At 44.5% G+C, this 26,624-nt stretch carries 25 protein-coding genes; 15 read left to right on the plus strand and 10 right to left on the minus strand.

The annotated features are described in order from the left end of the window. Window positions 1-39: 39 nt before the first annotated feature. Entirely contained in the window at window positions 40-228 is a 189-nt protein-coding gene (locus tag SP90_RS08020) for a hypothetical protein (RefSeq protein ID WP_066854377.1), read from the plus strand. A 71-nt stretch (window positions 229-299) separates the two neighbouring features. Here SP90_RS08020 and SP90_RS08025 read toward each other — a convergent pair whose 3' ends face one another. The 8 genes from SP90_RS08025 to SP90_RS08060 all read right to left on the minus strand — a co-directional run bounded on the left by SP90_RS08025 (window position 300) and on the right by SP90_RS08060 (window position 8,441). Then, window positions 300-1,163 carry a hypothetical protein gene (locus SP90_RS08025; protein ID WP_066854379.1) on the minus strand — a complete coding sequence of 288 codons (864 nt, stop codon included), beginning with the start codon at window positions 1,161-1,163 and terminating at the stop codon, window positions 300-302. A 308-nt stretch (window positions 1,164-1,471) separates the two neighbouring features. Beyond that, window positions 1,472-2,335: a hypothetical protein gene (locus SP90_RS08030; protein ID WP_157471225.1), complete on the minus strand. Its 864-nt coding sequence runs from the start codon at window positions 2,333-2,335 to the stop codon at window positions 1,472-1,474. 252 nt (window positions 2,336-2,587) lie between these two features. Next, on the minus strand, window positions 2,588-3,208 hold the full coding sequence (locus tag SP90_RS08035) for an LbetaH domain-containing protein (RefSeq protein WP_066854383.1): 621 nt from the start codon (window positions 3,206-3,208) through the stop codon (window positions 2,588-2,590). A gap of 51 nt (window positions 3,209-3,259) precedes the next feature. Then, window positions 3,260-4,522: an ABC transporter substrate-binding protein gene (locus SP90_RS08040; protein WP_066854385.1), complete on the minus strand. Its 1,263-nt coding sequence runs from the start codon at window positions 4,520-4,522 to the stop codon at window positions 3,260-3,262. A 27-nt stretch (window positions 4,523-4,549) separates the two neighbouring features. Then, window positions 4,550-5,317: a carbohydrate ABC transporter permease gene (locus tag SP90_RS08045; protein WP_197498779.1), complete on the minus strand. Its 768-nt coding sequence runs from the start codon at window positions 5,315-5,317 to the stop codon at window positions 4,550-4,552. A 53-nt stretch (window positions 5,318-5,370) separates the two neighbouring features. Further along, window positions 5,371-6,162 carry a carbohydrate ABC transporter permease gene (locus SP90_RS08050; RefSeq protein WP_157471226.1) on the minus strand — a complete coding sequence of 264 codons (792 nt, stop codon included), beginning with the start codon at window positions 6,160-6,162 and terminating at the stop codon, window positions 5,371-5,373. Window positions 6,163-6,232: 70 nt separating this feature from the next. After that, on the minus strand, window positions 6,233-7,456 hold the full coding sequence (locus SP90_RS08055) for an ABC transporter ATP-binding protein (RefSeq protein ID WP_066854389.1): 1,224 nt from the start codon (window positions 7,454-7,456) through the stop codon (window positions 6,233-6,235). A 70-nt stretch (window positions 7,457-7,526) separates the two neighbouring features. Continuing rightward, window positions 7,527-8,441: a CehA/McbA family metallohydrolase domain-containing protein gene (locus SP90_RS08060; protein ID WP_066854391.1), complete on the minus strand. Its 915-nt coding sequence runs from the start codon at window positions 8,439-8,441 to the stop codon at window positions 7,527-7,529. A gap of 965 nt (window positions 8,442-9,406) precedes the next feature. Here SP90_RS08060 and SP90_RS08070 point away from each other — a divergent pair. The 6 genes from SP90_RS08070 (at window position 9,407) to SP90_RS08095 (ending at window position 16,154) form a co-directional block, all read left to right on the plus strand. Further along, a complete protein-coding gene (locus tag SP90_RS08070; RefSeq protein ID WP_082936354.1) occupies window positions 9,407-9,952 on the plus strand; it encodes a SiaB family protein kinase in 546 nt (181 codons plus the stop codon). Between the two features lie 10 nt (window positions 9,953-9,962). Further along, the gene (locus tag SP90_RS08075; protein WP_066854397.1) at window positions 9,963-10,346 is read left to right on the plus strand and encodes a DUF1987 domain-containing protein; all 384 of its coding nucleotides are present in this window, start codon (window positions 9,963-9,965) and stop codon (window positions 10,344-10,346) included. Between the two features lie 19 nt (window positions 10,347-10,365). Further along, window positions 10,366-11,730, plus strand: coding sequence for a methyl-accepting chemotaxis protein (locus tag SP90_RS08080; RefSeq protein WP_066854399.1), 1,365 nt, complete (start codon window positions 10,366-10,368; stop codon window positions 11,728-11,730). 107 nt (window positions 11,731-11,837) lie between these two features. Continuing rightward, window positions 11,838-13,019, plus strand: a complete 1,182-nt coding sequence (locus SP90_RS08085; RefSeq protein WP_066854400.1) for a PP2C family protein-serine/threonine phosphatase — start codon at window positions 11,838-11,840, stop codon at window positions 13,017-13,019. A 258-nt stretch (window positions 13,020-13,277) separates the two neighbouring features. Then, a complete protein-coding gene (locus SP90_RS08090) occupies window positions 13,278-14,711 on the plus strand; it encodes a sensor histidine kinase (RefSeq protein ID WP_066854402.1) in 1,434 nt (477 codons plus the stop codon). Window positions 14,712-14,786: 75 nt separating this feature from the next. Beyond that, a complete protein-coding gene (locus SP90_RS08095) occupies window positions 14,787-16,154 on the plus strand; it encodes a sigma-54-dependent transcriptional regulator (protein ID WP_066854404.1) in 1,368 nt (455 codons plus the stop codon). A 150-nt stretch (window positions 16,155-16,304) separates the two neighbouring features. Here the strand turns inward: SP90_RS08095 and SP90_RS08100 are convergent, their stop codons facing one another. Next, on the minus strand, window positions 16,305-18,380 hold the full coding sequence (locus SP90_RS08100) for a S16 family serine protease (protein WP_082936355.1): 2,076 nt from the start codon (window positions 18,378-18,380) through the stop codon (window positions 16,305-16,307). Window positions 18,381-18,493: 113 nt separating this feature from the next. On the opposite strand from SP90_RS08100, the gene SP90_RS08105 reads away from it, so the two are divergent. From SP90_RS08105 to SP90_RS08125, 6 genes are all read left to right on the plus strand, one after another. Continuing rightward, entirely contained in the window at window positions 18,494-19,147 is a 654-nt protein-coding gene (locus SP90_RS08105) for a hypothetical protein (RefSeq protein WP_066854406.1), read from the plus strand. A 63-nt stretch (window positions 19,148-19,210) separates the two neighbouring features. Beyond that, on the plus strand, window positions 19,211-19,375 hold the full coding sequence (locus tag SP90_RS16610) for a hypothetical protein (protein WP_157471227.1): 165 nt from the start codon (window positions 19,211-19,213) through the stop codon (window positions 19,373-19,375). Window positions 19,376-19,408: 33 nt separating this feature from the next. Next, the gene (locus SP90_RS08110; protein ID WP_066854408.1) at window positions 19,409-19,720 is read left to right on the plus strand and encodes a hypothetical protein; all 312 of its coding nucleotides are present in this window, start codon (window positions 19,409-19,411) and stop codon (window positions 19,718-19,720) included. A 26-nt stretch (window positions 19,721-19,746) separates the two neighbouring features. Continuing rightward, window positions 19,747-20,814 carry a sulfite exporter TauE/SafE family protein gene (locus tag SP90_RS08115; protein ID WP_066854410.1) on the plus strand — a complete coding sequence of 356 codons (1,068 nt, stop codon included), beginning with the start codon at window positions 19,747-19,749 and terminating at the stop codon, window positions 20,812-20,814. 34 nt (window positions 20,815-20,848) lie between these two features. Further along, window positions 20,849-21,712, plus strand: a complete 864-nt coding sequence (locus tag SP90_RS08120; protein WP_066854412.1) for a universal stress protein — start codon at window positions 20,849-20,851, stop codon at window positions 21,710-21,712. Continuing rightward, on the plus strand, window positions 21,709-22,074 hold the full coding sequence (locus SP90_RS08125) for a hypothetical protein (RefSeq protein WP_066854414.1): 366 nt from the start codon (window positions 21,709-21,711) through the stop codon (window positions 22,072-22,074). Before SP90_RS08120 ends, SP90_RS08125 begins: the two co-directional genes overlap by 4 nt. A gap of 111 nt (window positions 22,075-22,185) precedes the next feature. Here SP90_RS08125 and SP90_RS08130 read toward each other — a convergent pair whose 3' ends face one another. Next, window positions 22,186-22,440 (minus strand): hypothetical protein, encoded by a 255-nt coding sequence (locus SP90_RS08130; RefSeq protein ID WP_066854416.1) that lies wholly within the window; start codon window positions 22,438-22,440, stop codon window positions 22,186-22,188. A 416-nt stretch (window positions 22,441-22,856) separates the two neighbouring features. Here SP90_RS08130 and SP90_RS08135 point away from each other — a divergent pair, with 416 nt between their 5' ends. Further along, window positions 22,857-24,011 carry a Bcr/CflA family efflux MFS transporter gene (locus tag SP90_RS08135; protein ID WP_066854418.1) on the plus strand — a complete coding sequence of 385 codons (1,155 nt, stop codon included), beginning with the start codon at window positions 22,857-22,859 and terminating at the stop codon, window positions 24,009-24,011. A 290-nt stretch (window positions 24,012-24,301) separates the two neighbouring features. Further along, window positions 24,302-26,608, plus strand: coding sequence for a mechanosensitive ion channel domain-containing protein (locus SP90_RS08140; protein WP_066854420.1), 2,307 nt, complete (start codon window positions 24,302-24,304; stop codon window positions 26,606-26,608). The last annotated feature ends 16 nt before the right edge of the window (window positions 26,609-26,624 follow it).

The following is a 26,624-nucleotide window of genomic DNA, read 5'->3' on the forward strand; positions in this document are numbered from 1 at the left end:
TTCTATAGTTATTATATTATGATACTTGAAGAGGTACATATGAACACAGAAGCAGCAACACCTAATATTCTGTTCAAAGCTATAACTTGTATTCATCAGATGGAAAATATGCTTGGGTATCTCATACAGCATATGAACGATGATGATGAAACGAAAGATGTACTTATAGTTACAAAGCAATTTGCAAAAAGTTATGTTGAAGAAATAGAACGAGAATTGCAGAAGTAGAGTAGTACATGTGAAAAGGAAGCTGAAAAAACAGCTTCCTTTTTTATGGTGTAGAGAATGAATTGCTACATTTATTTTTTGTAAAAGAAGCCTCGGTAATTACCATCAGGTAATTTTTGGGGTAACGAATATTTTTTTGTGGTTAACAGTTTGTACAGTGCGGGATCATGTCTTTCTATATATTCTTTTTTGTAGAGTCTCCATTCATCATCAATTTCATGAGCACGCTTGGACTGGGCGCCAAGGATTGAGGTCATACCCCAATAAATATATTCAACAGCCATTCCTTCATAATTACATGTGTCATCGTAGTACGTGAACCATGCTGTGTCTGGGTAGCGTGAAGGAACTGACGTAAAATGACCTCCGCGTGCCTTATCCATTGCGCGTGTTAATGCGCTCTCATCTTCTATTCCAAATATTTCAGGATAGGCTTCTGCATAGCCGGCACTTGTAATAAGGTGCCAAATTTCTTCAATGGAAGCATCAAAACGGCCTGTGTGTTGTTGGGCGTGCCATTCTGGTCGTGTTTCATCATTCCCAAGATCTTGCCCGTACCCCTTCAGTAGCGACTGTTCATGGGCTTCCATCATTTGCTCTAACCGTTCTTCACTGCTCCACATAACTAGAAACGCGTCGTTTTTGTGCATGGCTTCGAGAATAAGTGGATTGTCAACGTTTCCGTCTTCGTCGTTGTCGAGGTATTGTGCGAAGATATTTGCTGCATGCAGCAATCTTCTTTTTGAAATGCCTGAATCAGCGTAGATCGGGATGCCGAACACCTCTATCTGGCGATCAAAAAGTGGCAACAGATCAGCTGCAGGTTGTGTAATCTCAAATGTTGGTGGCGTGCTTGCGACGTCTGCTGAGGCATGTGCCTTGCCGATGACGATCAAGGAAAAGATGAGTAGAATGGATATCTTGATTCGAGACATATAAGCTCCCTTATGAAAAGTAACGATTCGTATAAGGCCAAACGATATGTAAGCTTGGTCTTACGTATCTCTATTGAGGATATATGTCGTAAGATATGTCTTGTTGGGTAGAGGGAGGGTTAAGTTCTAGCGTGCTAACATTTTAATTTAATAAAATATTTATAGGATAAGAAGTCGTTGCCCTGCATAAGTGCTAAAAAAAGAGTGCACATAAAATGTGGCTGCAAGATTTTATCCTGCAGCCACTGAGAGCAAGCGGTGCCTTATTAGGATGCAATGTCTGATAAGGTTAGCTTGATTGTGGAAACTTATTTTTTGTGAATGAATCCACGGTAATTTCCGTCAGGCAATTTTTTTGGAAACACGTACTTCTCTGTTGTGAGCAGGTCGAAGAGCGTTGGATCTTGCTTTTGAACATCCGTTTTTTTGTAAAGCTTCCATTCAGCAGTAATTTCGCCAGCGCGCTTTGCTTGCGCACCCAGAATTGATGACATACCCCAGTATATGTATTCAATAGCCATGCAATTGTAGTCACATGTTGTATCATCATATGTATACCATGCACTGGCTGGGTAGCCAGAAGGAATTTCAGTGAAATGTCCGCCTCGTGCTCTGTCCATTGCTTTCGTCAGTGTACTTCCAGATCCTTCACTAAATGCTTCAGGGTACGCTATTGAGTAACCTGCACCTGTAATTAGATGCCATATTTCTTCAAGTGCAGCATCAAATTCACCTAAATGACCACTTGTGTGCCATTCTGGCTTTGTTTCGTTACTTCCTAAGTCTTGTGCCTTTAGTTTTACCGACGACTTTTCTAAAGCGGTTGTGGTTTTTTTAATGATGTCTTCATTACTCCACATGAATAAAAATGCTTTTGATTCATGCATTGCTTCAATAACAAAAGGATTATCTATTTTTCCATCTTCGTTGTTGTCCAGATATTGTGCCATTACGTTTGCGGCATGGAGTAATTTATCATCTGGAACTTGTGGGTCTGCAAAAATGGGAATGCCGAATACTTCTACCTGACGATCAAAAAAAGGAAACTCACCAATTATGCATGGTTCAATTGAAAAAGTAGGAGGCCTATACATCTCTTCGTCTGAGGCGTAGGCATTGCAGGCAAAAATAAATGTAACCATAATTAACAATACTATTTTTAATCTAGACATAGAACCTCCGTAATAGTGTATAAAAAGAAAAACACCTGAACCAATCCTATTGCATAAGCAGTTTTAAGGAGAGATATGTCGAGATATACAGTTAAAAAGGTTGAGAAAAGGTTAAGTTTGTATACGTTTACTTTTTGTTTATATATGTGATGTCCTAATAGGATAACGCTTTTTCATGGTGTTGTTATAAAAAAACGGACTACAGTAGCAGCTATGCAGCCCTGAAGTCCGTTAATGGTAATAGAGTATGTGCTATGAATGTTTTTCAATAAATTCCTCAACTGATAATTGCTGGAAATCTCGTAACGCAGCCTGAAGTCTCAAGTGATCCCAATCCCACCATGCTATTTCAAACAGTTTTTCTTGTACTGAGTGTGAAAAGCGGTAGCGGAGATGTGTTGCAGGGTTGCCGACAACAATTGAGTACGGTTGTATATCTTTTGTAACGATTGCACCTGCACCGACGATAGCACCGGTTCCAACAGTATTCCCTGGAAGTATGACGGCACCGTGTCCTAGCCATACATCGTGTCCTATGGTGACTGCATTTTCACGTCGCCATTCGAAGAGTTGTTCATCATTTTTTCCCATATGATAGAACGATGCCCGATAGGTGAAGTGATGTTGGGAAGCACGCCAATATGGATGGTTGCTGGGGTTGACTCGAACGTGTGATGCTATGGAACAGAATTTTCCTACTCGGGTGTAGATGAGGTCACAGTCATTCATCACATAGGAATAGTCATCAATGATACATTCCATCAGCTTTGTCCGTGCTGCAATATCTGTCCACTTTCCAAGAGTACAGTCTACTATGGAGGCTTCCGGATGGATGAGCGGAGCGGAAGAGCTTTGTTCTACTGTTGCATTCATGTTGACCCTTTTTATGAATTGAAAGAGGAAAGCAACGTGTTGTGTAACGCGTTAATTAGCAAGGCGCTGGACACGCTTGTTCAGCTCTTCAATAGTTGCATCAACGTTGGCATTGGTTGTAACAATCTTTTCCATGCCGCTGTATAATACTTCAGTAATTTTGAGACCGTTTTTCCCCGGGAACGCATACCAGCCAGTCATGTAAGGCTGATGTTTGTAAACTGTAAGAGCATTGGGGTTTTTCTCAAACTGGTCGCGGAGGGCAGCAACAGCCAATTTGTTTGGAGCCATATAGCCCGTGTTTGTGGCAACTACTTTTGCTCCTTCAATGCCGCACCAGAATTTCAAGAACTTCCAGACTGCTTTTTGCTTTTCAGGGTCTTTGGTCAGCATAACAGCAGCGTTGCCCCCTACAGGAAGTTTGCTGCCTTTGTGGAGCTGCGGGAAAAAGCTTGTTTTGATAGTAAACCGGTCGCCAATTGCATCTTGGGCATTGTTAAGGATAGATGAAGAAGCGATGAGAAGGCCAAGCTTGCCGGAGTAGAAGTCCATCTTTGCAGAACTCCAGTCATAGTCCTTGCGCATATTACCTTTGGTTACCATTTCACGCAGTCGAGCGAATGCCTGTTTGCCTTTGGGTGAGGTGAGCAGAACGTTTTTTTCACCAGAATCCATAAAGCTGCCGCCTTCAGCAAACAGCAATGCCTGCAATTGCCAGAATCCAGTTTCACCCCAATAGTAGAAAAAGCCGTTCGCGTTGGAAGCTCCTTCCACTTTATGAGCAAACTCGTACACATCTGCCCATGTTTTGGGCAGGTTTTTCTCTGTGTATCCGGCTTTGCGCGCTAACTCCATGTTGTAAAAAGCAATTGGCTGGGAAACAGCAAATGGCAATCCGTAAACCTTGTTATTGAACCTGCATGTCTGAAACATGGCATCGTAAAATCCTGCAGCACTGAACCCCGCCTCATTGTTAATAAACCGATCAATAGGCTGAGCAATGCCTTTTTCTACCAACACGCGGACACGGGATATGCCTTGAAAGCTTACATCCGGCAGACTGTTTGTCATGGCTGCGCGTAATACTTTTTTAGTACCGTCTTCATAGCTTTGGTATTTAGTACGGACCTTGACTTCGATGTCCGGTTCTATTTTGTTAAATTGATCAATAAGTTTTGGGTGCACTTTATCGAACAGGTTAGGGTATGGGTATTCAATAATAATTTGTGTTTTGGCAGCAGCAGTCATGCACATGGCAAAGACCATGATGAGCGCAAGTAGCAGGGGAAATTTTTTATTGTCGGGGACACGCATGGGAAACACTCCATTGCAGGTTACAAGTTATTTGACGCCGGCTTGAACGGAGACGCCTTGGATAAATTTGTCTCGGGCAGCAAGAAAGACCACTAGCAGCGGTATGGTAATTACGCAGGCAGCAGCCATAAGGGGGCCGTATTTTATTCCGGCATCATCTGTTTTGAAGTAGGCGATACCAAGAGGGGGAGTGAAATATTGGACGTCTTGAAGACAGATGAGAGGCCAGAAAAAATCGTTCCAGTGAGCAATAAAAGAGAGAATGCCGAATGCAGTTAACGCAGGGACAGCCATGGGCAGCATGATACGGATAAGAATTGATATTTCACCCATGCCGTCCATTCGCGCTGCGTCCATAATGTCATCGGGTATTGCCATGAAGAATTGGCGCATAAGGAAAATTCCCAATACAGAAATAGTCCATGGCAGGATGAGAGCAGAGTATGAGTTTAGAAGTCCTAGGGAGTGCAGCTCAAGAAAGACTGGAATAGCAACTGCTTGAGGCGGGATAAGCAATGACCATAGGACGCAGTTAAAGAGTATGTTTCTTCCTTTAAAGTCAAACTTAGCAAGGGCATATGCGCAAGGTACAGCAACGAGCACTTGAATGCAGAAAATGGTTGCGGTTACGAGTGCTCCGTTAAGCATGAACTGTATAATTGGTAGACTGGTGAATACTTCCCCGAAATTTCCTGAGGCAGCCCACTGTTCAGGAATGATGGAAAAGGATCCGGAGAAGATATTCGCCTGACTCTTAAGAGCAGTACTGAGCATGACAATAAACGGAGTAGCCATGAATAAGGCACCTGCTGCCAGTAGAGCGTGACGGAGAAAATAGCTGAAGTGTCTCATTGATAGTGTACCTTCTTTTCCAGCCATGCAGCTTTAATAAGCACAAGCGCGCCAACGCCTGTTAGAAATACAACGGTAATTGCGGAAGCAATATTGGTGCGGAAATAGTCAAATCCTTCTTTGTACATGGTGTAGGTGAGCACCTCTGTGGCGTCGTTGGGGCCGCCTTTGGTCAGTACTGCCACGCTTTCAAATATTTGGAAGGAATGAACCGTAAGCAGTATGAAAACAAAGAATGTTACATGGCTTATGAGCGGCCATGTGATGAGAGAAAACTTGGAGAAGACCCCGTCAGCACCGTCCAGTGCTCCAGCCTCGTACATTTCTTCAGGGATCCCTGAGAGACCCGCCATAAAAAGAACAATAGCGAAGCCTACATTTTGCCAGATGCTGATAAGTGCAAGAATGGGGAGCGCAGTGTGTTCATTACGCAGAAGATTGACTGGATCGAGATTGAACCATTGGGCAATCATTCCCCATACACCGATGGTCGGGTGCAATACAAACTCCCAGACAATAAGCATGGCAACAGCTGTTCCCATAAAGGGCAAAAAGTAGATTGTCTGGTAGAGCTTACGCATTGCGCCGCTTTGCAGGATGAGCATGGCGCCCACCAGCCCGAAAATGAGCGTGGTGGGCACCGTCATAACTATATAGAACGCTGTGTTACGCATGGAGCGTAAGAAAAGCTCGTCGCTGAACAGGGTCAGGTAGTTTTCAAGTCCCGTAATTCTGAAGGCGGTTTCACCCAGTTGCCAGTCCGTAAAAGAAAGAAACAGGACTGCCATAATTGGTCCGATCAGAAAGAGAAACATCAGCACTAATGCAGGCGCACTAAGCAGATAAGGAAGCAGTCTATTATACAGCGGACGCAAGTGCATATTCTTTTGTTCCTTGAGCGTGATCAGCGTTGGAGTCGGCTGGTGGTGTGGTAGAGAACGCGTGCAGGGTGTCTGAATCAAGGTGTGGATGACAGGCGTGGTTCCAACCGTTGGCATCAAAGAACATGGCGCAATCTGCCTGCGGAGCCAGATGAATGTTCGCCCCTCGTTCAGGAACAACGGAGCGGCTGTCTATGCGGCTGATTGTTCGTGTCCCGTCGCTAAGCTCGCAGTGGAGCAAGAAACTGGATCCCATATCTTCAACAGTAATGACCTGTGCCTGCCATGTTCCTGATGATTCAGGAGCTGGCTGGAGTCGACTTGGACGAATCCCTAGTGAGGCATTTGCCTGCAATTCTCCGGGAACAGCAGTTCGTACTCCGCATACCTCCATAACTCCGCGTTCAACAATTGCACCGGAAAGGATGTTGATTTTCGGGGCACCGATAAATTCTGCAACACTTTTGTGCACAGGCTTACGATATATTTCTCGGGGTGTTGCGACCTGCATGAGTTGCCCGTTCATCATCAGTGCGACGCGGTCGGACATGGTCATGGCTTCTTCCTGATCGTGGGTAACATACACAAATGTTGAGCCGAGTTTTTGGTGAATTTCTGCCAGTTCTGTGCGCATATGGGCACGCATTTTTGTATCGAGGTTGGATAGCGGTTCATCCATTAGGAAGACTTCGGGGTCGCGTACCATGGCGCGTCCTAAAGCGACCCTTTGACGTTGCCCTCCTGAAAGCTGGGAGGGGTTGCGATCCAACAGATGATGAATGTCGAGGCTTTCGGCAAGAGCAAGCACCTTTGCACGGATTTCTTTGCGAATGGAGCGTGCGCTGCCAATGTATTTTCCCAGAACAGGGAAACGCTGTGTGCGGCTCATAGTGCGCATAATAAGCGGCACTGCCATGTTTTCAAAAACGGTCAAATGGGGATAGAGCGCGTATGACTGGAATACCATGGAGACGCTGCGTTGTTTTGGGGGCACGTTGGTCATGTCCTTTCCGCCAATATGCAGTGTGCCGCTTGTCTGTTGCTCAAGGCCGGAAATTATTCGCAACAGGGTAGATTTTCCGCAGCCGGATGAACCTAATAGTGATATGAATTCCCCGTCTTTAATCTCTAAGGAAATATTTTTTAAGACATCAACAGGTCCATAGGATTTACGGATGGTATTCATTGTGATGGAAGCCATATGTGTGCTCCTTTGCAAAAATGCGTGAGACAAAATTGTATTGACTCTGCCTAATTCAATGTAGGGACAGTTACAGGAAAAACGGTTGACTCCACGCTTGCTGTCCCAAGTTCCCCTGTACATACAAGCGGACGTACGGGCTTGTGCAAGCAGAGCAGTCAAACTGCAAAGTAGAATCCACAGTGCAGGCCAACTGTTTACTATTCTTTCCAATTACGCTGATCTGTGCTTTCTCAGGCAACTCAATAAAGACAGTATCTTTCTCTTTTCCAATGTTGTTCAGCACAACTCCGGTAGAGCAGTAAAAACAACCAGATGTTATTGCATGAAAAAGAGCTTCAGGTGTCGGCTCCTGTGCGTAAACCATGATCCATGCGCGACCGGTGTCGGTTGCACAGTGTGCATCATCGCTTGCAAAACCAAGTATCCTGTGCCCTGCACTCAGCAGCCTGTCCCATTCTTGTGTTGCGTATGCTGATCCTTCTTCCTCCTCGACTAAAGCGTTGTATATTTCTATGCCGCCAGCTTTTCCTGCAATGCTGTGCAGGGTTGCGGGGTCATAATGTGCTGGTTCAAGCCAGTTGGGGTGATTGATAATATAAAACGGAGGGTTGGTGCTTGCTGCGGCAAAAAGCTCTTCAGTTGTTCTAAAACGAACTGCTTTTTTGAGAGTTTCTGCTTCGAGAGAATAAATGCCTAAGTGATGCTGATAGCTGACTGATGAGTCCGGCATGAATCCTATTCTGGAATTCCACTCAAGTCCTGGGAGCAGAGTTAGCTCTGTGGACTCAGCAGATGTGTAATGCAGGTGGTCTGAAACGGAGATAAAATCATATTGTTGCTTGCTGTATGCAGAAATTAAGTCTTCAGCAGAAATTGAAGCACAAGGGCTGGCAGGAGAGCAATGAGCGTGAAGATTTCCTTTATACCAGCGGGATGTTGATGGGTAAGCAAGTGCATACGGGTTGTTCCAATTCACAGGCATCGAATTACTCACAAGTTACTGGTTAGCAGAATTAGTTGGTGTGTCGTGCGGTCATACCAAATCCGTTCAGTTTTTTAGTTCTATGTAATAACGAGTAGATAGGGTGAAAATACGCTCTGTCTTTTACAACCATATGACTTCAATGTGCCAAAGAAGGGGCGGAGAAAGTTCTCGATTTAATTAAGAATATAGGAGGAAGGTTGTCGGGGCGTAGGAGGAAAGTGGCAAAACACTCATAACAGTTGGAGTGTGTAAACCAGTAAGTACGGTAGTAAGTATGAAAAAGTATTGTAGTAGATAGCATTGCTTGCTATTTTTTACGTAGTAAGCACGTACATACCAAATTTGATAATGTATAAAATACATCTTGCATCAAAAGTTATTGCTAATTGCCTTGTTGAAACAAGAGATGCTTTGCTGTCAAAGCAAATTGCTAGCTATTCAATGTAAGTGCCTGTTTATTTATGGTATGCTCGAGAAACTACCATTACTAGATTTCATGAGAGTTTGTGTGGCTAATTAATGATAACAACTTGAAGTTAAAAATAATTTTTTACTTGGTTATTAGAATGAATTCTTTAGGTTGCGTTGGAGTACTGACCTGTTTGGGAAATAGACTAGGGAAGGTGTCCATTTATTTGGCGTTAGAACATTCCGAAAATATTAACGAAATGTTGACAATGAAAATTGATTTCAATATCAAGACGTCGAAGACACAGCCCATAAAAAAGAATGAACTGATATGACGGTGTTGACAGTGATAATCGATTTCAATATCAACGAGTCGTAACACATCTTATTTTCTACCAGTTCGTTTGGGGGCGTAGTGGTGATACGTAGCGGGGGACGTCAGTCACATCAGAATATGACGTTCAATTCTAGTATACAATATGTTTGCACAAATCTGACGTGACAGAAAAATAATGTAACTTGTCACGTTCCAATAATGTTTTTTGGAGGGTGCGGTGGATTTTTGTAGTCAAAAACAGCAGTTTTTACAGGATAACGGTGTTGTCTTTTACTTCAACGGCCCTGTTTCACAGGAAGTAGTTGAAGGAATTGGTGATGCTGTTCGCACAAAACTGAAGCATGAAGATGCTGGTCTGAGCATGATTCAGCGAGTGTTTACCATACTAGTTGAGCAAATGCAGAATATTATTCGCTACTCAACAGATAGACTTGCAGATGCAGAAGACGGTGCTGAAACCGCGCTTGGGCAAATTATTCTGGGAGTTGATGATGAGGGTGGGTATTTTGTTTCCTGCGGTAATAAGATCAACTCTGCTGATACTGATAAGCTGCAGAAAAAGATCGAGCAGGTGCAGCACATGGACTCGGATGAGCTTAAAAAGTTTTATAAGGAAATGCGGAGAAAGGACCCTGATGCAGATTCAAAAGGTGCAGGGCTTGGTTTTATAGAGATGGCTCGCAAGGCTAGCGCACCACTCAGTTTTTCTATTGAGCCGCTCGATGAGAGCAGTTCATTTTTTGCCATGAAAGTAAAGGCATAGGAGGTCTATAATGGATAAATTCGTAGTAGAAGCAACTAAATCTACACCAAAAATATGCTTGAACCCTGTTACTCATATGCATGAGATTTCCGGCGAATCGTATCCGGAAAATTGCTCTACTTTTTACGGACCGGTATTCAACTGGTTTAAAGAGTATCTTGTGAGCGCAAAGGGAAGTGCTATTAAATTTTCTATAGATATTTTGTACTTTAACAGCTCAAGTTCCAAAGCTTTTATGGAATTGTTTGAAATGCTTGATACAGCTGCAAGTTCTGGAACTAAAATTGCCGTGGACTGGCGTTATCATGAAGATAACGAGGTAGCTTTGGAGTGCGGGGAAGACTTTATGGAAGAGGTAGAGTCTGTCTCGTTTAATTTAGTCAGCTATAGTTAAACAGAAGAGGCAATGTGTCGTGAAGAAGTATTTATTTTGGCGAGGCACTGCTTCAGAGTTAGGAAAAAATATTGTTAATGGCTGCGTTGTGCTGTGCGCAGTTGCAGCCTTGGCAGGAGGGGTGGTTGGTTATGGCCTTGGTTCCGGACAGGTTGAGCTGGCCGGATATCAGGTTGTTTTATCCGCACTGGCTGCGGGAGTCATCTTATTGTTGCTTGTGGGGGCATGGGTTTCTGTAACTGTATGCAACCCGCTCGTACTGCTGTTTAATGCATGCGAGGAAGCAGCGCAGAATGGCTTTGTTTTTGAAAAGAACATTCGCGGGAACGTTTTTTTTGCTAAGTTTTCATGCGTGTTAGAACGAGTATTTTATCACGTACGTGGACAAATGGAAGAAACGGAGAATGTAAAGAAAGAAGCTTTTAAAGAGTCGCGTAAGACTGTGCGTGCATTGCGCAAAGCAGAGAAAGAAGCAGAGAAGGCAAGCTCTTCCCGTGCTGAAGCTTTTGTGCACGCCGCAGAACAGCTTGAAGGCGTCGCAACCGGCTTGAACGAAAATTCAAGACGGCTCTTTGCTCTTATGAGTGAAGTTACCAAAGGAGCTGTAGAGCAGAAGGACGACCTTGATACTGCTTCAAATTCTATGGAAGAAATTACTGCTGCCGCTAAGGACATTTCTATCACAACCAGTACAACCGCTGAAAATGCAAAGGGAACAATCCACGTTGCAGAGCAGAGTGCAGATGTTGTGAATAATAACCTGAGAGCCGTAGAGGAGATGAAAACATCCCATGCTGCTCTTCAGAAAAATATGGATGAACTTAGTACTCAGGCCGCGAAAATATCCGGTGTGATTGAGTTGATTGAAGATGTTGCAGACCAGACAAACCTGTTGGCATTAAACGCTGCGATTGAAGCTGCGCGCGCGGGAGATGCCGGACGGGGATTTGCGGTTGTTGCTGATGAGGTGCGCAAGCTCGCTGAACGAACCGTAACTGCTACTGCGGATGTCCGTAAGATCATTTTTTCGATCAGTGATGTTATTAAAGAAAATGTATCATCCGTTGCACAGACTAGTGGTGTGCTGGAAGATGTGTACGAACTTTCGCACAAGTCAGGAAAATCTCTCAAAGAGATTGTTGAATTGGCTGAAAGCGCGTCCGCTAATAATGAAGATATAGCAACTGCTGTTGAACAGCAGGTGTCTGCATCTGGAAAAATGGGCTCGTTGGTACACGATATCAGTCGGGTTTCTCAGCATACAGTGGATATTTCTACACAAGCATCCGATGCCGTTGAGTTTGTGACAAGTCACACTAAAACGTTATGCACCATCATTGATGAGTTTACCCGTTTAGGGAAAACCGATGTGAGGGAGCAATAAGTCATTCTAGTTTGGCAGTGTCACAAGTGGTTGATGTGGGCTGTCTGACTTGCATATATGTATTACACTGGTTGTCCGTCTGAGTGCGGGCAACCGAGGAGTTGTTAATGTCGTTTGCACGAAGATTTATGGATAGTGCCGGTTGGTTTAATGTGGGAATGAAAATGAATTTCTTTCTCGCTTTGCTTCTGGTGGGAGCACCACTGGTCATTCTTGTAACTGGCGAGACACTTACTCGTACTGAGTTGCTAGATAAACTGGGGTTATGGGCAATTGCGGGATTAATTCTGCTGCTCCCGTTATCAAAGCTGCTGACCTACGTTGTAGTGCTGTTTCCTATCAAGCAGTTGAATGGGCTGTGCCTTGAGATTCAAAACGGTAACTTAAATCCGTTTGATGAAATTCCACCTGAGCCGGCAAGACAAGATGAACTCCAGAAGCTTCGTCATAATATGTTCTGGATGGGGCATGTTATCGGTAGCCGACAGAAAGAAATTCGCACAGCTATGGGCAAGCTTGAAGAAGCACAGAAGCAGATTCAAAGCTCCATTGACTACGCGGAGCTTATTCAAAAAGCGTTTTTGCCTCCGCAAAAAGAACTGGCTGCTGAATTTGCTGATTCGTTTTTGTTATGGAGACAGCGTGACGGGGTAGGCGGTGACTCTTATTGGTTTAAGAAAACAACAAACGGTTTCTTTCTCGGTATCATCGATTGTACAGGGCATGGTGTTCCTGGGGCATTTATGACGCTGATTGTTCAGTCTATGCTCGATAGACTTGATGCAAATGCATTTGAAAAAGATCCGGCTGGCGTCCTGACTGCTGTGAACAAACTTCTTAAAGAAGCCTTTTCCAGCAACAGCGGTGCTGAACGCCCTGATGACGGCATGGACTGCACCTTTGTGTATGTTGCTGATGATAAGTCCGAAATGGTATTTTCCGGTGCGCGTAACTATCTGATTCTTCGCAATACAGATGGCAGCCTTGCTGAATACAAAGGTAATAAAAAAGGTGTGGGAATGAACAAGACCCCGCTTGATTTCGAATTTTCCAACCAGATCATTCCACTGGAAAAGGGAATGCGCTTCTACATGCTGACTGACGGTCTGATTGATCAGGTTGGTGGTGATCGTAGACTGCCATTTGGTCGTAAACGTTTTAAGACTGTTATTGAAAAAGATCATGGTGAAATGATTAATCAGCAGGATGAGTTGTACGAATCTTTTGTTGACTATCAGGGTATTGAAAAGCGCCGCGATGACGTTCTCGTCTTTGGTGGTCAGGTCTAGTTTGGTAAAAAATTGTGAGAGTATTCTCATTGCTCCAGCCTAGGTGAGCATGAGGAACTGCTGAACCCCGAAAATGGACATTGTCTGTTTTCGGGGTTTTTCATGGAGTTGTGCAATTGATTTTGCGTATCAGGAGGTTACCCGTAGTTGCCTTGATTATTTTCTAGTATCTTGACTTTGTGCTAAAAATCACAATAGTGTGTTTTGTATGCTGATATAATAAATTCAGTGAGTTGTGAATGTTGTGCAGGAGGAGTTATGTTACGACTTAATGTTCGGCAGCGAATTATTGCCGGTTTTCTCATTCTTTCCATTTGCCTGGGTGGGCAGACATTCTTTTCCTACAAACAATTGCTTCTTGTAGAAGACAAGACATACTCCGTAGAATTTATTGATGATGTCGAAAGTTCTATTCTGAATTTTCGTCGTCAGGAAAAAAACTACCTCTTATATGATGAAGAAAGCAGTTACGTACTTGCTCTGCAGGAAATTGAAAATACGCTTCAGCTGCTGAACAGACATTCAGAATTTAATTTTGATGAGATTATGACTGGTAAGATTGTTGCGCTGCACAAAACTATTATTGAGTACCGTGACAGAATTATCGCAATGCACGCCGCGGCAAGCACACAAGGGCAGCGTTTGAATGGTGAAATGGGGCAGTTGCGTGAAATCGGTCAGGAACTTGTGTTGCAGGCACAACATATTGCTGATTTTGAACGAGAACATATTTTGAAAATTAACAGGCAATTGCGTAAGCAATTGCTTTTTTCAATTCTGACGGTTTCGTTTCTGTTTCTCTGTACCCTCTATTTTATTTCCAGAAGAATTATCAATCCTCTTAAAGTCATTGAAGAAACCACTACGCAGATTGCTCAGGGTAATTTTTCTCCTGTGGATGTTGGAAGTATTCATGATGAGATTACGCAAGTGCAAAAAGCGTTTAACAGCATGGTGTCTGAGCTGGGACACAGGCAGGCGCAGCTTGTTCAGGCGCAGAAGATGTCTTCCATTGGTACATTGAGTGCTGGAATTGCGCATCAGGTGAATAACCCGCTGAATAATATCTCTACATCTGCACAGATTCTTCAAACAGAATTGAACGATTCTTTAGAGCCCTTTCCCAAAAAATTACTGGATAATATTGAAACCGAAACTGCACGGGCACGGGATATAGTGCGTGGTCTGCTGGAGTTTGCACGTTGTACTGATCTTTCGTTGCGTACTGTTTCTTTGGAAAAGGTGGTGGCTAACGCGGCTCAGCTTGTTTCTTCGCAAATTCCTTCCGGTGTGAGCATGAACGTGGAGATACCGGAAGATATTTTTGTGCGTATAGATCCGCAGCGTATGGGCGAGGTGCTTATCAACCTGATTATTAATGCTATTCAGGCTATGAAGGCATCAACAACAGGGCAGATTACTGTTTCTGTGGCAAAAGAGCAGGCAGCAGATTTCGTTACGTTGATTGTATCGGACACGGGAAAAGGCATTAGTAAAGAAGATCTCCCCAAAGTTTTTGACCCGTTCTTTACGCGTAAAGAGGTTGGGGAAGGGACAGGGCTCGGGCTTTCTGTGGCATATGGTATTATTGAAGAGTTTGACGGGGAAATACGGGTGGAAAGTACCCTTGGGGTAGGCTCCCGTTTTTACATAGACTTACCCTTGGTACGCAGCGATGAAAGTGTTGCCTGAAAGGCCGTTCGAGGCAGACAAACTCCTTGCTATTTTGTGGGATAGCAGCTGGATAGAAAGCAAACGCAGGTTCGTATGAATAATGCAAAGATATTAGTAGCTGAAGACGAGTTAATTGCGCGGGAGAATTTGGCGCATGTACTGACGCAGCAGGGTGCAACAGTGACCGCGGTAGAAAGCGGCGCCCTTGCGCGCAAGGCTGTTGAGCAAGGGAATTATGATGTTGTGCTGACGGATATGCGCATGCCCGACATAAGCGGCCTCGAATTACTTCAGTTTATTAAGACGATCACACCGGATACTGAGGTTATTGTACTTACAGGATACGCCACGGTGGATAGCGCTGTTGAAGCAATGGGAAAAGGCGCATTTCAATATTTGGCTAAGCCGGTGCGGCTTGACGAGGTAACGTTACTTACCCAGAAGGCTTTGGAAAAGAAACGGCTGAAAGAAGAAGTTACCGTGCTGCGTCAGCAACTGGAGTCTTCCGGTTCGGACAGAATTGTTGGGCATAGTGCTCCTGTGACAGCGCTTAAACGGCAGATAGATCAAGTTGCGGCGGTCGGTTGTACAGTCCTCATTCAAGGTGAGACTGGGACTGGTAAAGAGCTTGTTGCCAAAGCCTTGCATATGGGAAGCCCTAGACGAACAAATTTATTTTTTGCAGTGAACTGTGCCTCTTTTAATGAGGAGTTGCTGGCGAATGAATTGTTCGGACATGAAAAGGCGGCGTTTACCGGAGCAAACAGCGCCAAAAAAGGGCTGCTTGAATCTGCGGATAACGGCACATTTTTTCTGGATGAAGTAGGGGATATGCCCTTGAGCATGCAGGCAAACTTGTTGCGTGTGCTGGAAACACGCAAATTGCTCAGAGTCGGTGGGACGGTAGAGGTACCGGTTGATGTACGCATTATTGCGGCAACAAATAAAGATTTGCTGAGTATGGTTGAACATGGAACATTCCGCAGAGACTTATATTACAGATTAAATGTTATCACGCTGCAGGTACCACCTCTGAGAGAAAGGAAAGATGATATCCCGTTGTTGGCAGGCTTTTTTGTGAATAAGTTTGCCACTGCGTTTGGCAAAAATATTACTGACATTGATGATGACGTATTGGATGTTTTGCAAGAGTATCCGTTCCCCGGAAATGTCCGTGAACTGGAAAATTTGATGGAGCGTGCTGTTGTCATGTGCAATGGCAAAGTCATTAGGATGGCACAACTTCCCCCTGATTTATGGGGAGATGCGCTATTGCAGTCGCACGTTGCAGAGTCTGGTTTTGACTTTGAAGATGTTGTATCCCTTGATGAAAATGAAAGGCGGTATTTAACGTGGGTGCTTGAGCAGGCAGACGGCAATAAGACGCGTGCTGCTGAGTTACTAGGTTTGAACCGTGGTTCCTTATGGCGCAAAATGAAGCGGCTGGGACTGGATTCCTAGCGTACATAACCAACAAAGAGCAATGGCAGGAAGTGAAGACTCATATTTCGCTTCGTTCCATTGCTCTTTGTTGTTTTTCAATACATGGCATACTCTGCTTGTAAAATCGAATGGTGCCGTACGTACCGTTTCATGATGTTTTGCAGAGGGCTACAGAGCGCTTTCCGTTTGTTGAGTATTTGCTTGTTGTCCATATGGAGAATTGTTTTGTGTGGACGGGAGCAGCACATGATCAACCACTTCATTGATGGATGAGATAAAGTGAAGTTCTGCGGCATTACGCACGTCTTCGTTCATTATCTCTACCTCTTGTCTGTTTCGTTCTGGAAGCAGTATCGTACGTACTCCTGCCTGTTGTGCTGCGAGTATTTTTTCCCGTAATCCACCTACCGGTAACACGCGTCCACTTAGGGTGAACTCTCCTGTCATTGCGACATCCCGTCGTGCAGGGCGTTTTGTAAGCAGAGACAATAGCGCCATAGCTATTGTGATACCTGCTGATGCGCCATCTTTGGAAATGTCTCCCGCCGGAATGTGTACATGAATGTCAGTCTGTTCAAATATATTTTCATCAATGGCAAACTGTATGGCATTGCTGCGCAGAAAGCTGAGTGCAGTCTGGGCAGATTCTTTTAAGACATCCCCCAGTGAGCCTGTCATTAACAGTTGGCCTGTACCTTTCATTTTTGCTGTTTCAATATAAATAATTTGTCCGCCGTATTCGCTCCAGACCAGTCCTGTGGTAACGCCAACAAGCGGTTGCGCAGTTGCTGCTTCAAAAGTGAATCGCTCGTAGCCAAGAAGAGTGCGGATATCATCTGGAGAAATGGAAATAGGAGGCTTTTGGGTGTGCTGTAATATCTGAAGATTAATTTTACGGCAGACGTTGCCTATTTCCCTGTTTACATTACGTAGGCCAGCGTCTCTTGTGTATCCGGAAATCAGCGCAGCCATTGCTTCAGGTGTGAATGATATTTCATTTTGTGAATAGCCGAGTGTACGCAACTGGCGCGGCGCAAGGTAATCAAGCCCGATCTGTTTTTTTTCGTTCAAGGTGTAGCAGGAGAATGGAATAACTTCCATTCTGTCCCGCAGCGGAGCAGGCAGGTTTTCAACAATATTAGCTGTAGTAATAAACATTACTCGAGATAGATCAAACGGTGTATCCAGGTAATAATCCAGAAAATGCCTGTTCTGTTCAGGATCTAAAATTTCGAGCAGGACTGATGCCGGATCACCTCTGAAGTCCTGACCTATTTTATCTATCTCATCCAGCATAAAGACAGGGTTATTGACCCCGCATTTGTTCAGTTCACTGATGATACGACCAGTCATGGCGCCTACGTAGGTGCGCCTGTGTCCACGTAGTTCTGCTTCGTCACGCATTCCGGCAAGAGAGAGCCGGATAAATTTTCGGGACAGTGCGTTGGCAACAGATTTGCCGATAGATGTCTTTCCGGTACCCGGAGGGCCCGAGAAACAAAGGATAGGGCCGGAAACAGAACATGCCTGTTTTTGTTGATCGAGAATTTCCTGCACTGTCGTGCGCAGTATTTCCAGATTAATGGGTTTGGGCAGGTAGTGGAGCGCACCTTTTTTCAGTGCTCCTATAGCATTGTCGACGGTTGCATATCCGGTGACAATTATGAGTTTGGTATCCGGCCATTCTTCCTGCACATAATTGAGCAGTTCAAGCCCGTCCATTTTCTGCATTTTAAGGTCGGTTACAATGCAGTCCACATTGCGTTCTTCCAGAATCGTCACTGCTTCGAGTCCATTGGAAGCAGTGAGAATTTCGCAGGAAAGCTTGCTGAGAGAATACGCCATGTTGTCACGGGAAATCTGTTCATCATCTACAACCAGAACAGTACTTTTTCGTATGTGACAGGTTATGTTGGACGCAAGATATTCTAAAATACGTTGCTTCACACCATTCAGACCGAAATGCTCCTGATCAAGAACTGTTACGGCGTTTTCAAGCTCCAGCGTGTCTTGAGAGGAAATATTCCACGGGAGTGAGAGTAGTAATTCAACATACGTAACACCAATGCCGAATTCGGCGATGGAAGGGTCTGTTCTATCCAGCTTGGTGATTTCGTCCAATGCAATGCGCCGTATGTTTTCAGGCAATTTTGCTTTTTCAACGGCGTTCCGCAACTCATCCTGCGTGGTAGCGGCAGGCTCCTGCGCAGGTTCAATGCTTTCCGGTCTGCTAAAAAGTCCCATGATTCCGCCTTTTGTTTATCTATGTATATCAGCTTGATATGCGTAAATCCATGTATTCTCTTTGCTGCAAAATGCAGCATTTTTTTATGTTCTAATGCCATGTTGCAATTCAATTGCTGCAAATTGCAGCAGCTGATTTTCAATTGCTGCAAATTGTATCGATTTTTGATGATGAAAAAATGCATCTTGAATTTAAGTCTCGTAAAATCAACATGTTATGCTTTGGCACAGATAGTGCTCAAGGGGGGCATAACCTTTGGGAGAATGGTGAATTATTCATGAAGATTATGAAAATGCTGGAATCTGTCGCAACGGCAGCCGCGTTTGCAGAAGCAGGGGAACGGGATACTGCCCTGCAGCTTATGAAGATGGATGAAACAAAGAAAAAGATCATTGTTGCATATCATGGAGAACCTGCAGAGAGGCAAGTCATTCAGGCAGCGTTACCTGTGGCGGCTCGGCTGCGATGCGAATTGCTGTTTGCCTGTGTACTGGGCAGTCAGCAGGCCGCAAAGTTAGGCAAAAATTTTCTTGAATCCGCGAATCGTTCTTTCAAACAAATTTTTTCAGAGGAGGTCGCAAAATTACCAAGTGTGTCAGAGCAAATTAGTGCCCGGCAGATTGTTGTGTTCGAGAGTTTCAATGAGGCAGTACGAAAGATTTGTGATGAAACGCGAGAAGTAGAGTTTGTTCTTCTGCGGTGTGAGGAATGCAAGCTGGCTCAACTACACATCGATGTGCCCTATTTTTTTATGACAAGTGCCTAGTATAGCTCAGTGTGGGGAGATACTGGGCGGTGCAGAGAACTGCGCTTGATAAAGGAGGGCGTTGTGAATCTGTTTAAGACGCTGGAAAGGCTTTTTGTAGCGGCTGTGTATGCTGAAAGTGGTGACCATGAAATGGCAGATCGTGTCGCCAATGAGCATAAGGGGAATAAAAGAACACGTAACAAGCAGACTGAAAGCGCAAGAAAACGTCCGCAGTTACGAGCATAATGAAATAAAGCAGGAAGGACCGAAGGAGTTAGAATGAAAACCGCTCACGATAGAAAAAAGAAAGCGAAAATTAATTCGTTGTTATTTGGAGCAGTCAGTATTGGTTTATATGCGGCAGTATTTAAATTTGCAGACCCAATGGTAACACTTTACTCAAAAGGTGGAGCTTACTGCCTGCTGCCGGTTTCGACCGTATTCTTATTTTCCTATGTGCACGGGAACTTTGCGAGCAATGTCTGGACAGCTCTTGGAATTGAAGCATCAGCCTCAGCAGAGCGTAAAAAGGATGCAAAAGAGGCAACAAAACGTAAAGACACCCGCAGCCGAGCTACGGTGAATGCGTAGCCGGTTCGTAATCAGGAGAATATACCATGCATGATGTATTATTAGACGGTTCCCGTTTTGTAGATTTATCCCTGACAGGTGTCCTGTTTATGTTTTTTGTCGGATTTGTCGGCGGGCTTGTCAGTGGCTTTATCGGCTCAGGCGGCGCATTTGTTCTTACACCGGGTATGATGAGTCTTGGGGTTCCCGGCCCTGTGGCTGTAGCAAGTAACATGTGCCACAAGTTCCCTAAGGCGCTTGTGGGCGCATTGAAACGCTATAAGTATGGTCAGGTAGATATCAAGATGGGCTTGATTATCGGTATCTCCGCTGAAGTCGGCGTACAGATCGGCATTCAAGTACAAAAATTCATTCTTGAAATGTGGGGTGCAGCCGGCTCCAACTTGTACGTTTCCTTAGCGTTTGTGTTTGTTCTGGTTACTGTCGGCAGCTTTGTTATGAAAGATGCAATTGCAACCAAACGTAACGGCGGGGAAGAAAAAGTAACTGACCTTGCCAAAAAACTGCAGAGTATTGAATTGTGGCCAATGATGACCTTTAAAGGCAGCAATATCCGTATTTCTTTCTGGTTCACCGCACCGGTTGGCCTTGCTGCCGGTCTGCTTGCTGCAACCATTGCAGTGGGTGGTTTTGCCGGTGTTCCGGGTATGATTTACATCATTGGTATGTCCAGTCTTATGGCGTCTGCTACTGAGCTTGTTGTGGCATTTGTTATGGGGCTTGGCGGTACACTCATCTGGGCATTTTACGGAATGGTGGATATCCGTCTTACTCTGATTATTCTCGCCGGTTCTCTGTTCGGTGTGCAGCTTGGTGCTATTGGTACAACATACGTTAAAGACTATGTAATTAAGTACGTAATGGCTACCATTATGCTTATTGTCGCTTTCAGCCGTGGTCTTGCTATTCCCAAGTATCTCAAACAGCTTGAAGTGCTTAACTGGGATGCAGGGCTTATCAGTAGTATGAGCAAAACCAGCTTTGGTCTTATGTGCTTTGCGCTTGGCGTGGGTGCGTTCATCATCCTGAAATCCATGATTATGGGGCGCAGACAGGAACGCAAGATGGCAATGGCTGCCGGTTCCAATGTCTAATACCCTGAGTACATAGAAAAAAGGGGCGTTACGAATGTATAAAAAAATGCTTGTAGCTTTTGACGGAGCAAGAACTTCTATGGATATAGTCCGGCAAGCCGCGCAGTTTGCCAGATCAGAAAATTCTATGGTGGATATTGTGACCGTCTGTCCGGAGTATCAAGGGGATTTGAGGATACATGGGGACACAAGCGTGTTGTACGATATGTACGAGAGCATTCGTAACGCTCTTAATGAAGCAGTGCAGCAATGTGAAGAGATTGGAGTGAAAGCACAGGGTCATTTTTGTGTGGGGAACCCTTCAGATATTCTGGTAGAACAGGTCGGGGCACTCGGTAGCGACATTGTAGCTCTGGGGACTCATTCCAGTCAGCTGTTACAGTCCATTGTTGTCGGCTCTGTTGCAGGAACTGTTGTGCAGCAGACAGCCAGCGACTTGCTTATAATTACAGGAAATACAGCGTTGTCATTGGACTCCATATTTCTTGCGTATGATGGAAGTGCAGAGGCAGAAGCGGCAGCGCGTCAGGCAAGCGCATTATCTGAGCGCTACGGAGCGCATCTGACGGCAGGAATTGCGTATGAAATGGATATGGAAGCCTTTAGTCTTTCTCCGGTAGTGGAGAATGACATTCTGAAAAAGACAGAGCAAGCCGTCTCTTCTGTAACCAGAATAGTCGCTGCGGCGGATGTTCGGGGCTTTGATGTTACAGTGCGCTATGGCAACCCACCGCACACCGTGCTGGCGGAAGAAGCAGCCAAGAAGAAAGCCGGTCTGGTTGTTGTGGGAGCGGGATCCCGTAGCAAACTTGCTCATTTGCTTATGGGGGGCGTTGTGTACAAGCTGGTTTACTGCAGTAATTGTCCTGTATTGGTTGTAAAGGAGCAGATGCAATGAGTTTAGTTCTGGAAGAACAAAAGGTCGATGAGCAGGTTGATAGTCAGGATATCGCTGAGGAAACCTGTGGTGAGACAGAAGAGCAATTTGCAAGCTATTCTTTTGTCGATGTGAAAACAAACGGGCAGTTGAATGCAGAGAATCTGGTATGGGAAGAATCAGATATCAGGCCGGGTGGACTTGTGGTCTTTCAGGAAGCAGAAGCTAAACAGCAGTATTACTCAGTCTGTTCCGTTGAAGATGCATCACAGTGTGTTGAATTGACGCTGGCAAAAAATGCGTATGGAAAAATTATACTAATGTTCACGCTGCTTGGTGTCAGCTGGATTGTGCTTGATTATATTATGAAGATGCTTTTTTAAAGTATCTTGTTACAAATTTCCTCGATGAAGGTTCCGTTCGGGCTGCATGACATTTTTCCTCCTGCAGCCGTAACCCCCTTTCCGAAAACGGTAAGGGGGTTTTCTTGTCAGCTATAAAAGAGTCTGAAGTGATGCATAGTCGTATGCAGCAGTAATCTTTTCATGCACTTCTGCGGCAGAAAGAGTACGGTCAACCTTAAGCTGGGTTGTGGTTTCGTTCAGCCCGTCGTTCCATGTAATATCAACAAAGTAGTATTCAGTGTAATTTTGCGCAGTGCTGACCACTGCTTTTACGTATTTGATAGGCTCTTCAGGAAGTGTTCCAAGCGCCGCTTTAACCTCTTTATCAAAAGTGGAAATATCCATATTCCCTCCAATAAAAAATAGTACCTATCGCATGTCGCACGGCATGCAATATTTGTTGTGAAGCGGCTTTTGTAGTGTACATACCTTGTTGTGGCAAGTATGAGCGGTTGGACTAACCAAGATGCATTTTGGGGTAGTGTGCACGTTAACTATATGGGAAGATTGGCTATGCATAATGAAGATGTCGTGTATGCTCGACTTGCGTGGGCAATAATATTGATAGGTGTTGCCGTTGGTGTGGGCATATTTGTGTATTGTGTAAAAAACGGATTGTAGTGTTTTCGTTGTAGTAGTATATTGACCAATTGATGACTTGTCATCAATGTGTTTGGGTACGCTATTGATTGTGTAGCAGAGCGTCTTTGACGTTCTGAAATTTTTGGGATTGTTTTTTGAGATCAGGTGGATGGGTAGATATGTCGAACTTTTTGTTTATTACGCTGCTTGCAGCGTTTCCTGCGCTTTCTACAGATATGTATCTCCCCGCTTTGCCTATTATTCAGCAACAAATGGGGATACCACTGGTAACAGTTAACTTATCACTGGTGCTGTTCTTTGTTTTTTTCAGCTTCTTCTTGCTTGTTTACGGTCCCTTGTCCGACCGCATAGGAAGACGGCCTGTTCTACTCGGTGGTATAGCTATATATATTGCTGGTAGTGTGCTTTGTGCATTGTCACATAGTATCTGGCTTCTGGTTGCTGCCCGTATTGTGCAAGCAGCGGGTGCGGCTTCAGCTTCTGCACTATCCATGGCTCTTGCAAAAGATTTGTACACGGGTGCTGAACGGCAGAAGATACTGGCATATATCGGAGTCATTATTCCATTGTGCCCGATGGTGGCTCCGCTTATAGGCAGTGTTATCCTCGAATACGCTTCATGGAATTGGATTTTTGTCTGTCAGGCGATTATGGCATCGGTGGCGATGTACGGAACAATCCGCTTTGATGAGCCGGAGTTTGAAAAAATTCAGGGTTCCATTTGGAATGTGGTTTCCCGCTATGTGAACGTACTCTCCAATGTACCGTTTTCCTTAAGCTGTTTTACATTTTCATTTATGGGAATTGGTTTTTTTGGATTTTTAGCCGGCTCTGCAGATATTTATATTTTATCGTTTGGGGTGACGGAGCAGCAATATGCGATGCTGTTCGGATTTAACGCCCTTGGGTTTATGACGGGATCATTTTTATGTTCACGCTTATGTGTGGATATGACGGCGTCTGATATTTTGCGTACTTCACTTATCGGGATCGTACTGGCAAGCATAGCGTTGTACTTTTTGGGAGGAACAGTTGCAGGGTTTGCTATTACCATGTTCTGCATGACGTTTTCTATCGGGGTCAGTCGTCCGGTAAGTAACCATATGATTCTGGAAACAGTAGATACGGACGTTGGTACTGCGTCTTCTATCCTGACATTTACCTATTTTATTCTTGGTGCCCTTGCCATGCAGTTTATCTCTTTTGATTGGGCAGATAAGCCAAGAGTTATTGGAGAAATGGGCATGATCGCTGGAGTAATACCATTTATCGCATTGTACTTTATGCGTAAAAGGCACCAGCAAAAAGTGTAGTCTGCATAAAGTAAGTGCAGGCGATTTTCGACTGCTCGCTGATTAATCGCAACTATGATGTCCTCGCTATGCATGTATAGCGGGGACTTTTTTTATTATTCTTCAGAAGTCCGTTAGTTTCTTATGTAGTGTTTTGTCAGAGGGTTAGGTTGAAAAAAAGCTGAATAATGCAGCAGGAAGAGACGACGCAGAGGTGAATTTACCTGTAACAGATGGTAACATGATGCATATTTTATCAGCGGTAACGTAAAGCCGCTGGGCTTTGAGCAGTAATAAGACGGGAAGGGTACATGATTCGTTTATTCTGCATGTTGTTATATGCATTTCTTATTTTTTCCCCTGTACTGGCACTTGGGCAGGAAGACGGTACAGCTCCTGATGCCTATCTGCAGCGCTTAAAAGTGCTTGCGATTCTAGAAGATGATGAAAATGCAATGCGCAAAGCTGTAAGGGCTAAGCTAGAAGATATGGAAGCAGAGTTGCAGGAGCTTACGGGAACATACCGTGAAATAGTTCTCAGTCTGGGGATCGCTGGCACAACACCTATGGTGCTTCGTGAGTTCTATGCACAGCTGGCCAGAGTAAATGACAGAAGTTCGGACATTTTGACTTCGCTGAAAAACCTGCAAAGTCAGGTGGAAGCCAGACTGGAAAGTCTTAATAATGCGACGGGAAGTGTTGATGATAAGGAAATACAGGACGCAGCAACAACGGTAGATAAAAACTATATTGCATATACTCAGACTCTCACGCGATTGAAAACTGCCCTGAAGGAGCAGGCTGTAAATATTAAGGGAAAAATGGGGGTTGCAGAAAAACTGGAAAAGAGATCTTCCTTGCTCATCAAACGGATGGAAAAGGAACTGCCGTCAAAGTGGGAAGGATATTTTATTGTAGGGAAAAACCCACCTTTTTCAGAACAGTTTTGGGATAACGCGGTTCCATTTACCCGATGGGTTGCGCTACGGTTTCCATTATGGGCGGAACGCTTTTCTGTTGCAGAAAAAGGCGCGACCAATGCTTTACTTTTTTTCGTGGCCTTTTTTAGTTTGCTGTTTGGAGCAGCGGTGCTTGCGGGAAGAAGAATTTTCTTTGAGGAAGAATATCGTTCAGAGCGTCCCAAATTTGTCAGAGCGTGCGCTGTTATTATTCTTGGGATGACTATATTAGTAACCAAAGAACATTTTTATCCAAAGTTTACCGGTATCATGTATATGGTGGGGATTAGCATTGTTGGATTCGGTTCTATGTGGGTTTCGCATATTATCCGATGCACTTTTTGTGAATACGCTTATCCATCACGAACACCTCTTACGTGGCTATTTGCTGCTGGTGGAGTGATTTTGGTAACCGGAATGCCGGAACAGGTTGTCATTCCCGTTTGGATAGTTCTGGGTGTGCTGGTAAGCGGGGTTATGAAAAACCGTCTTGTGCAGCACTCCATTTTGCTCAGGCAGACATTCTGGTTCTGGATGCTGTTAGTAACGTTTGCTGTTGCCATTTTTGGGTACGGACGGCTGGCTATTTTGTTGGGAATGATTTTGTTCACAGGATATTATGTGTACACGATAAGTAGAGCAGGGACATGCCTTGCGAGCTTTGGCATTTCACATTTGCCGGATCATGGATTGTACCCTTTCCTCAGAGCCTTGTTGATGGGAATATTTGCCCCGATTATTTGGGCTGCATCAGTATTGCTGGCCTTTATATGGATATATGACTTTTTCGGTGCTGCAATTCTTGAAAAAACTGTCCAGATAAATATAGGCTGGAAAGGCTTTACCCTTCACTTTTTTAGTATCATTCTTGTGGTTGCGTTCTTTTTTCTGACCCGTGCCGCCATAGCTGTTGTGAATACCTATATCAAACGCACGGGTAGAAAGTGGCCGCGCGGCAAGCGCGGGACGTTGCATTCCTTGCAGAGCATTTCAACATATACCTTTTGGGCGTTGTTTGCTCTGCTGTCATTGGGGGCGCTTGGGGTTAATTTGACCAGCCTTACGGTTATTGCCGGTGGTCTTTCCGTTGGTATTGGTTTTGGTATGCAGGCAATTTTTAATAATTTTATTAGCGGGCTTATCTTGCTTTTTGGTCGTTCCATCCAACAGGAAGATATTATTCAGATGGGGAATGTGCTGTGCACCGTAAAAAAAATTAATATCAGAACTACGGTTGTTGAGACATTTGAAAATGCTGCAATCATTATCCCGAACTCAGATCTGATCTCAAATCAGGTAACCAACTGGACGAAGGACAGTGCAGTGTTGCGTAAGCAGCTTACAGTAGGCGTTGCTTACGGCTCAGATGCAAAGTTAGTGGAAAAGACTTTGATTAAGATTGCAGAGGAACATCCGCGTGTGTTGAGTGAACCTGCACCGTGGGTTGAGTTCAATAACTTTGGTTCAAGCAGTCTGGACTTTATTTTGCGCGTCTGGATTGATGATATTGACTACACCTTGAGAACGATGTCTGACTTACGGTTTAGTATTGATGATGCGTTTAGTGAGCTGGGTATTGAAATTGCGTTTCCGCAAATGGACGTGCATATTCGTTCGGCAGATGGATTGCCTGTCACGGAGGCTCCTGCCGAGAGTTAGCGCCAACACAACAAAG

The sequence above is a fragment of the Halodesulfovibrio spirochaetisodalis genome (assembly GCF_001672295.1).
GTDB classification, from domain to species: Bacteria; Desulfobacterota; Desulfovibrionia; order Desulfovibrionales; family Desulfovibrionaceae; genus Halodesulfovibrio; species Halodesulfovibrio spirochaetisodalis.

Coding starts and splice junctions, on each gene's coding strand:
- SP90_RS08020 (WP_066854377.1), top strand. CDS start 40: ATGAACACAGAAGCAGCAACACCTAATATTCTGTTCAAAGCTATAACT.
- SP90_RS08025 (WP_066854379.1), bottom strand. CDS start 1,163: ATGTCTCGAATCAAGATATCCATTCTACTCATCTTTTCCTTGATCGTC.
- SP90_RS08030 (WP_157471225.1), bottom strand. CDS start 2,335: ATGTCTAGATTAAAAATAGTATTGTTAATTATGGTTACATTTATTTTT.
- SP90_RS08035 (WP_066854383.1), bottom strand. CDS start 3,208: ATGAATGCAACAGTAGAACAAAGCTCTTCCGCTCCGCTCATCCATCCG.
- SP90_RS08040 (WP_066854385.1), bottom strand. CDS start 4,522: ATGCGTGTCCCCGACAATAAAAAATTTCCCCTGCTACTTGCGCTCATC.
- SP90_RS08045 (WP_197498779.1), bottom strand. CDS start 5,317: ATGGCTACTCCGTTTATTGTCATGCTCAGTACTGCTCTTAAGAGTCAG.
- SP90_RS08050 (WP_157471226.1), bottom strand. CDS start 6,162: ATGGCAGTCCTGTTTCTTTCTTTTACGGACTGGCAACTGGGTGAAACC.
- SP90_RS08055 (WP_066854389.1), bottom strand. CDS start 7,456: ATGGCTTCCATCACAATGAATACCATCCGTAAATCCTATGGACCTGTT.
- SP90_RS08060 (WP_066854391.1), bottom strand. CDS start 8,441: ATGCCTGTGAATTGGAACAACCCGTATGCACTTGCTTACCCATCAACA.
- SP90_RS08075 (WP_066854397.1), top strand. CDS start 9,963: ATGGATAAATTCGTAGTAGAAGCAACTAAATCTACACCAAAAATATGC.
- SP90_RS08085 (WP_066854400.1), top strand. CDS start 11,838: ATGTCGTTTGCACGAAGATTTATGGATAGTGCCGGTTGGTTTAATGTG.
- SP90_RS08090 (WP_066854402.1), top strand. CDS start 13,278: ATGTTACGACTTAATGTTCGGCAGCGAATTATTGCCGGTTTTCTCATT.
- SP90_RS08095 (WP_066854404.1), top strand. CDS start 14,787: ATGAATAATGCAAAGATATTAGTAGCTGAAGACGAGTTAATTGCGCGG.
- SP90_RS08100 (WP_082936355.1), bottom strand. CDS start 18,380: ATGGGACTTTTTAGCAGACCGGAAAGCATTGAACCTGCGCAGGAGCCT.
- SP90_RS08110 (WP_066854408.1), top strand. CDS start 19,409: ATGAAAACCGCTCACGATAGAAAAAAGAAAGCGAAAATTAATTCGTTG.
- SP90_RS08115 (WP_066854410.1), top strand. CDS start 19,747: ATGCATGATGTATTATTAGACGGTTCCCGTTTTGTAGATTTATCCCTG.
- SP90_RS08120 (WP_066854412.1), top strand. CDS start 20,849: ATGTATAAAAAAATGCTTGTAGCTTTTGACGGAGCAAGAACTTCTATG.
- SP90_RS08125 (WP_066854414.1), top strand. CDS start 21,709: ATGAGTTTAGTTCTGGAAGAACAAAAGGTCGATGAGCAGGTTGATAGT.
- SP90_RS08130 (WP_066854416.1), bottom strand. CDS start 22,440: ATGGATATTTCCACTTTTGATAAAGAGGTTAAAGCGGCGCTTGGAACA.
- SP90_RS08135 (WP_066854418.1), top strand. CDS start 22,857: ATGTCGAACTTTTTGTTTATTACGCTGCTTGCAGCGTTTCCTGCGCTT.
- SP90_RS08140 (WP_066854420.1), top strand. CDS start 24,302: ATGATTCGTTTATTCTGCATGTTGTTATATGCATTTCTTATTTTTTCC.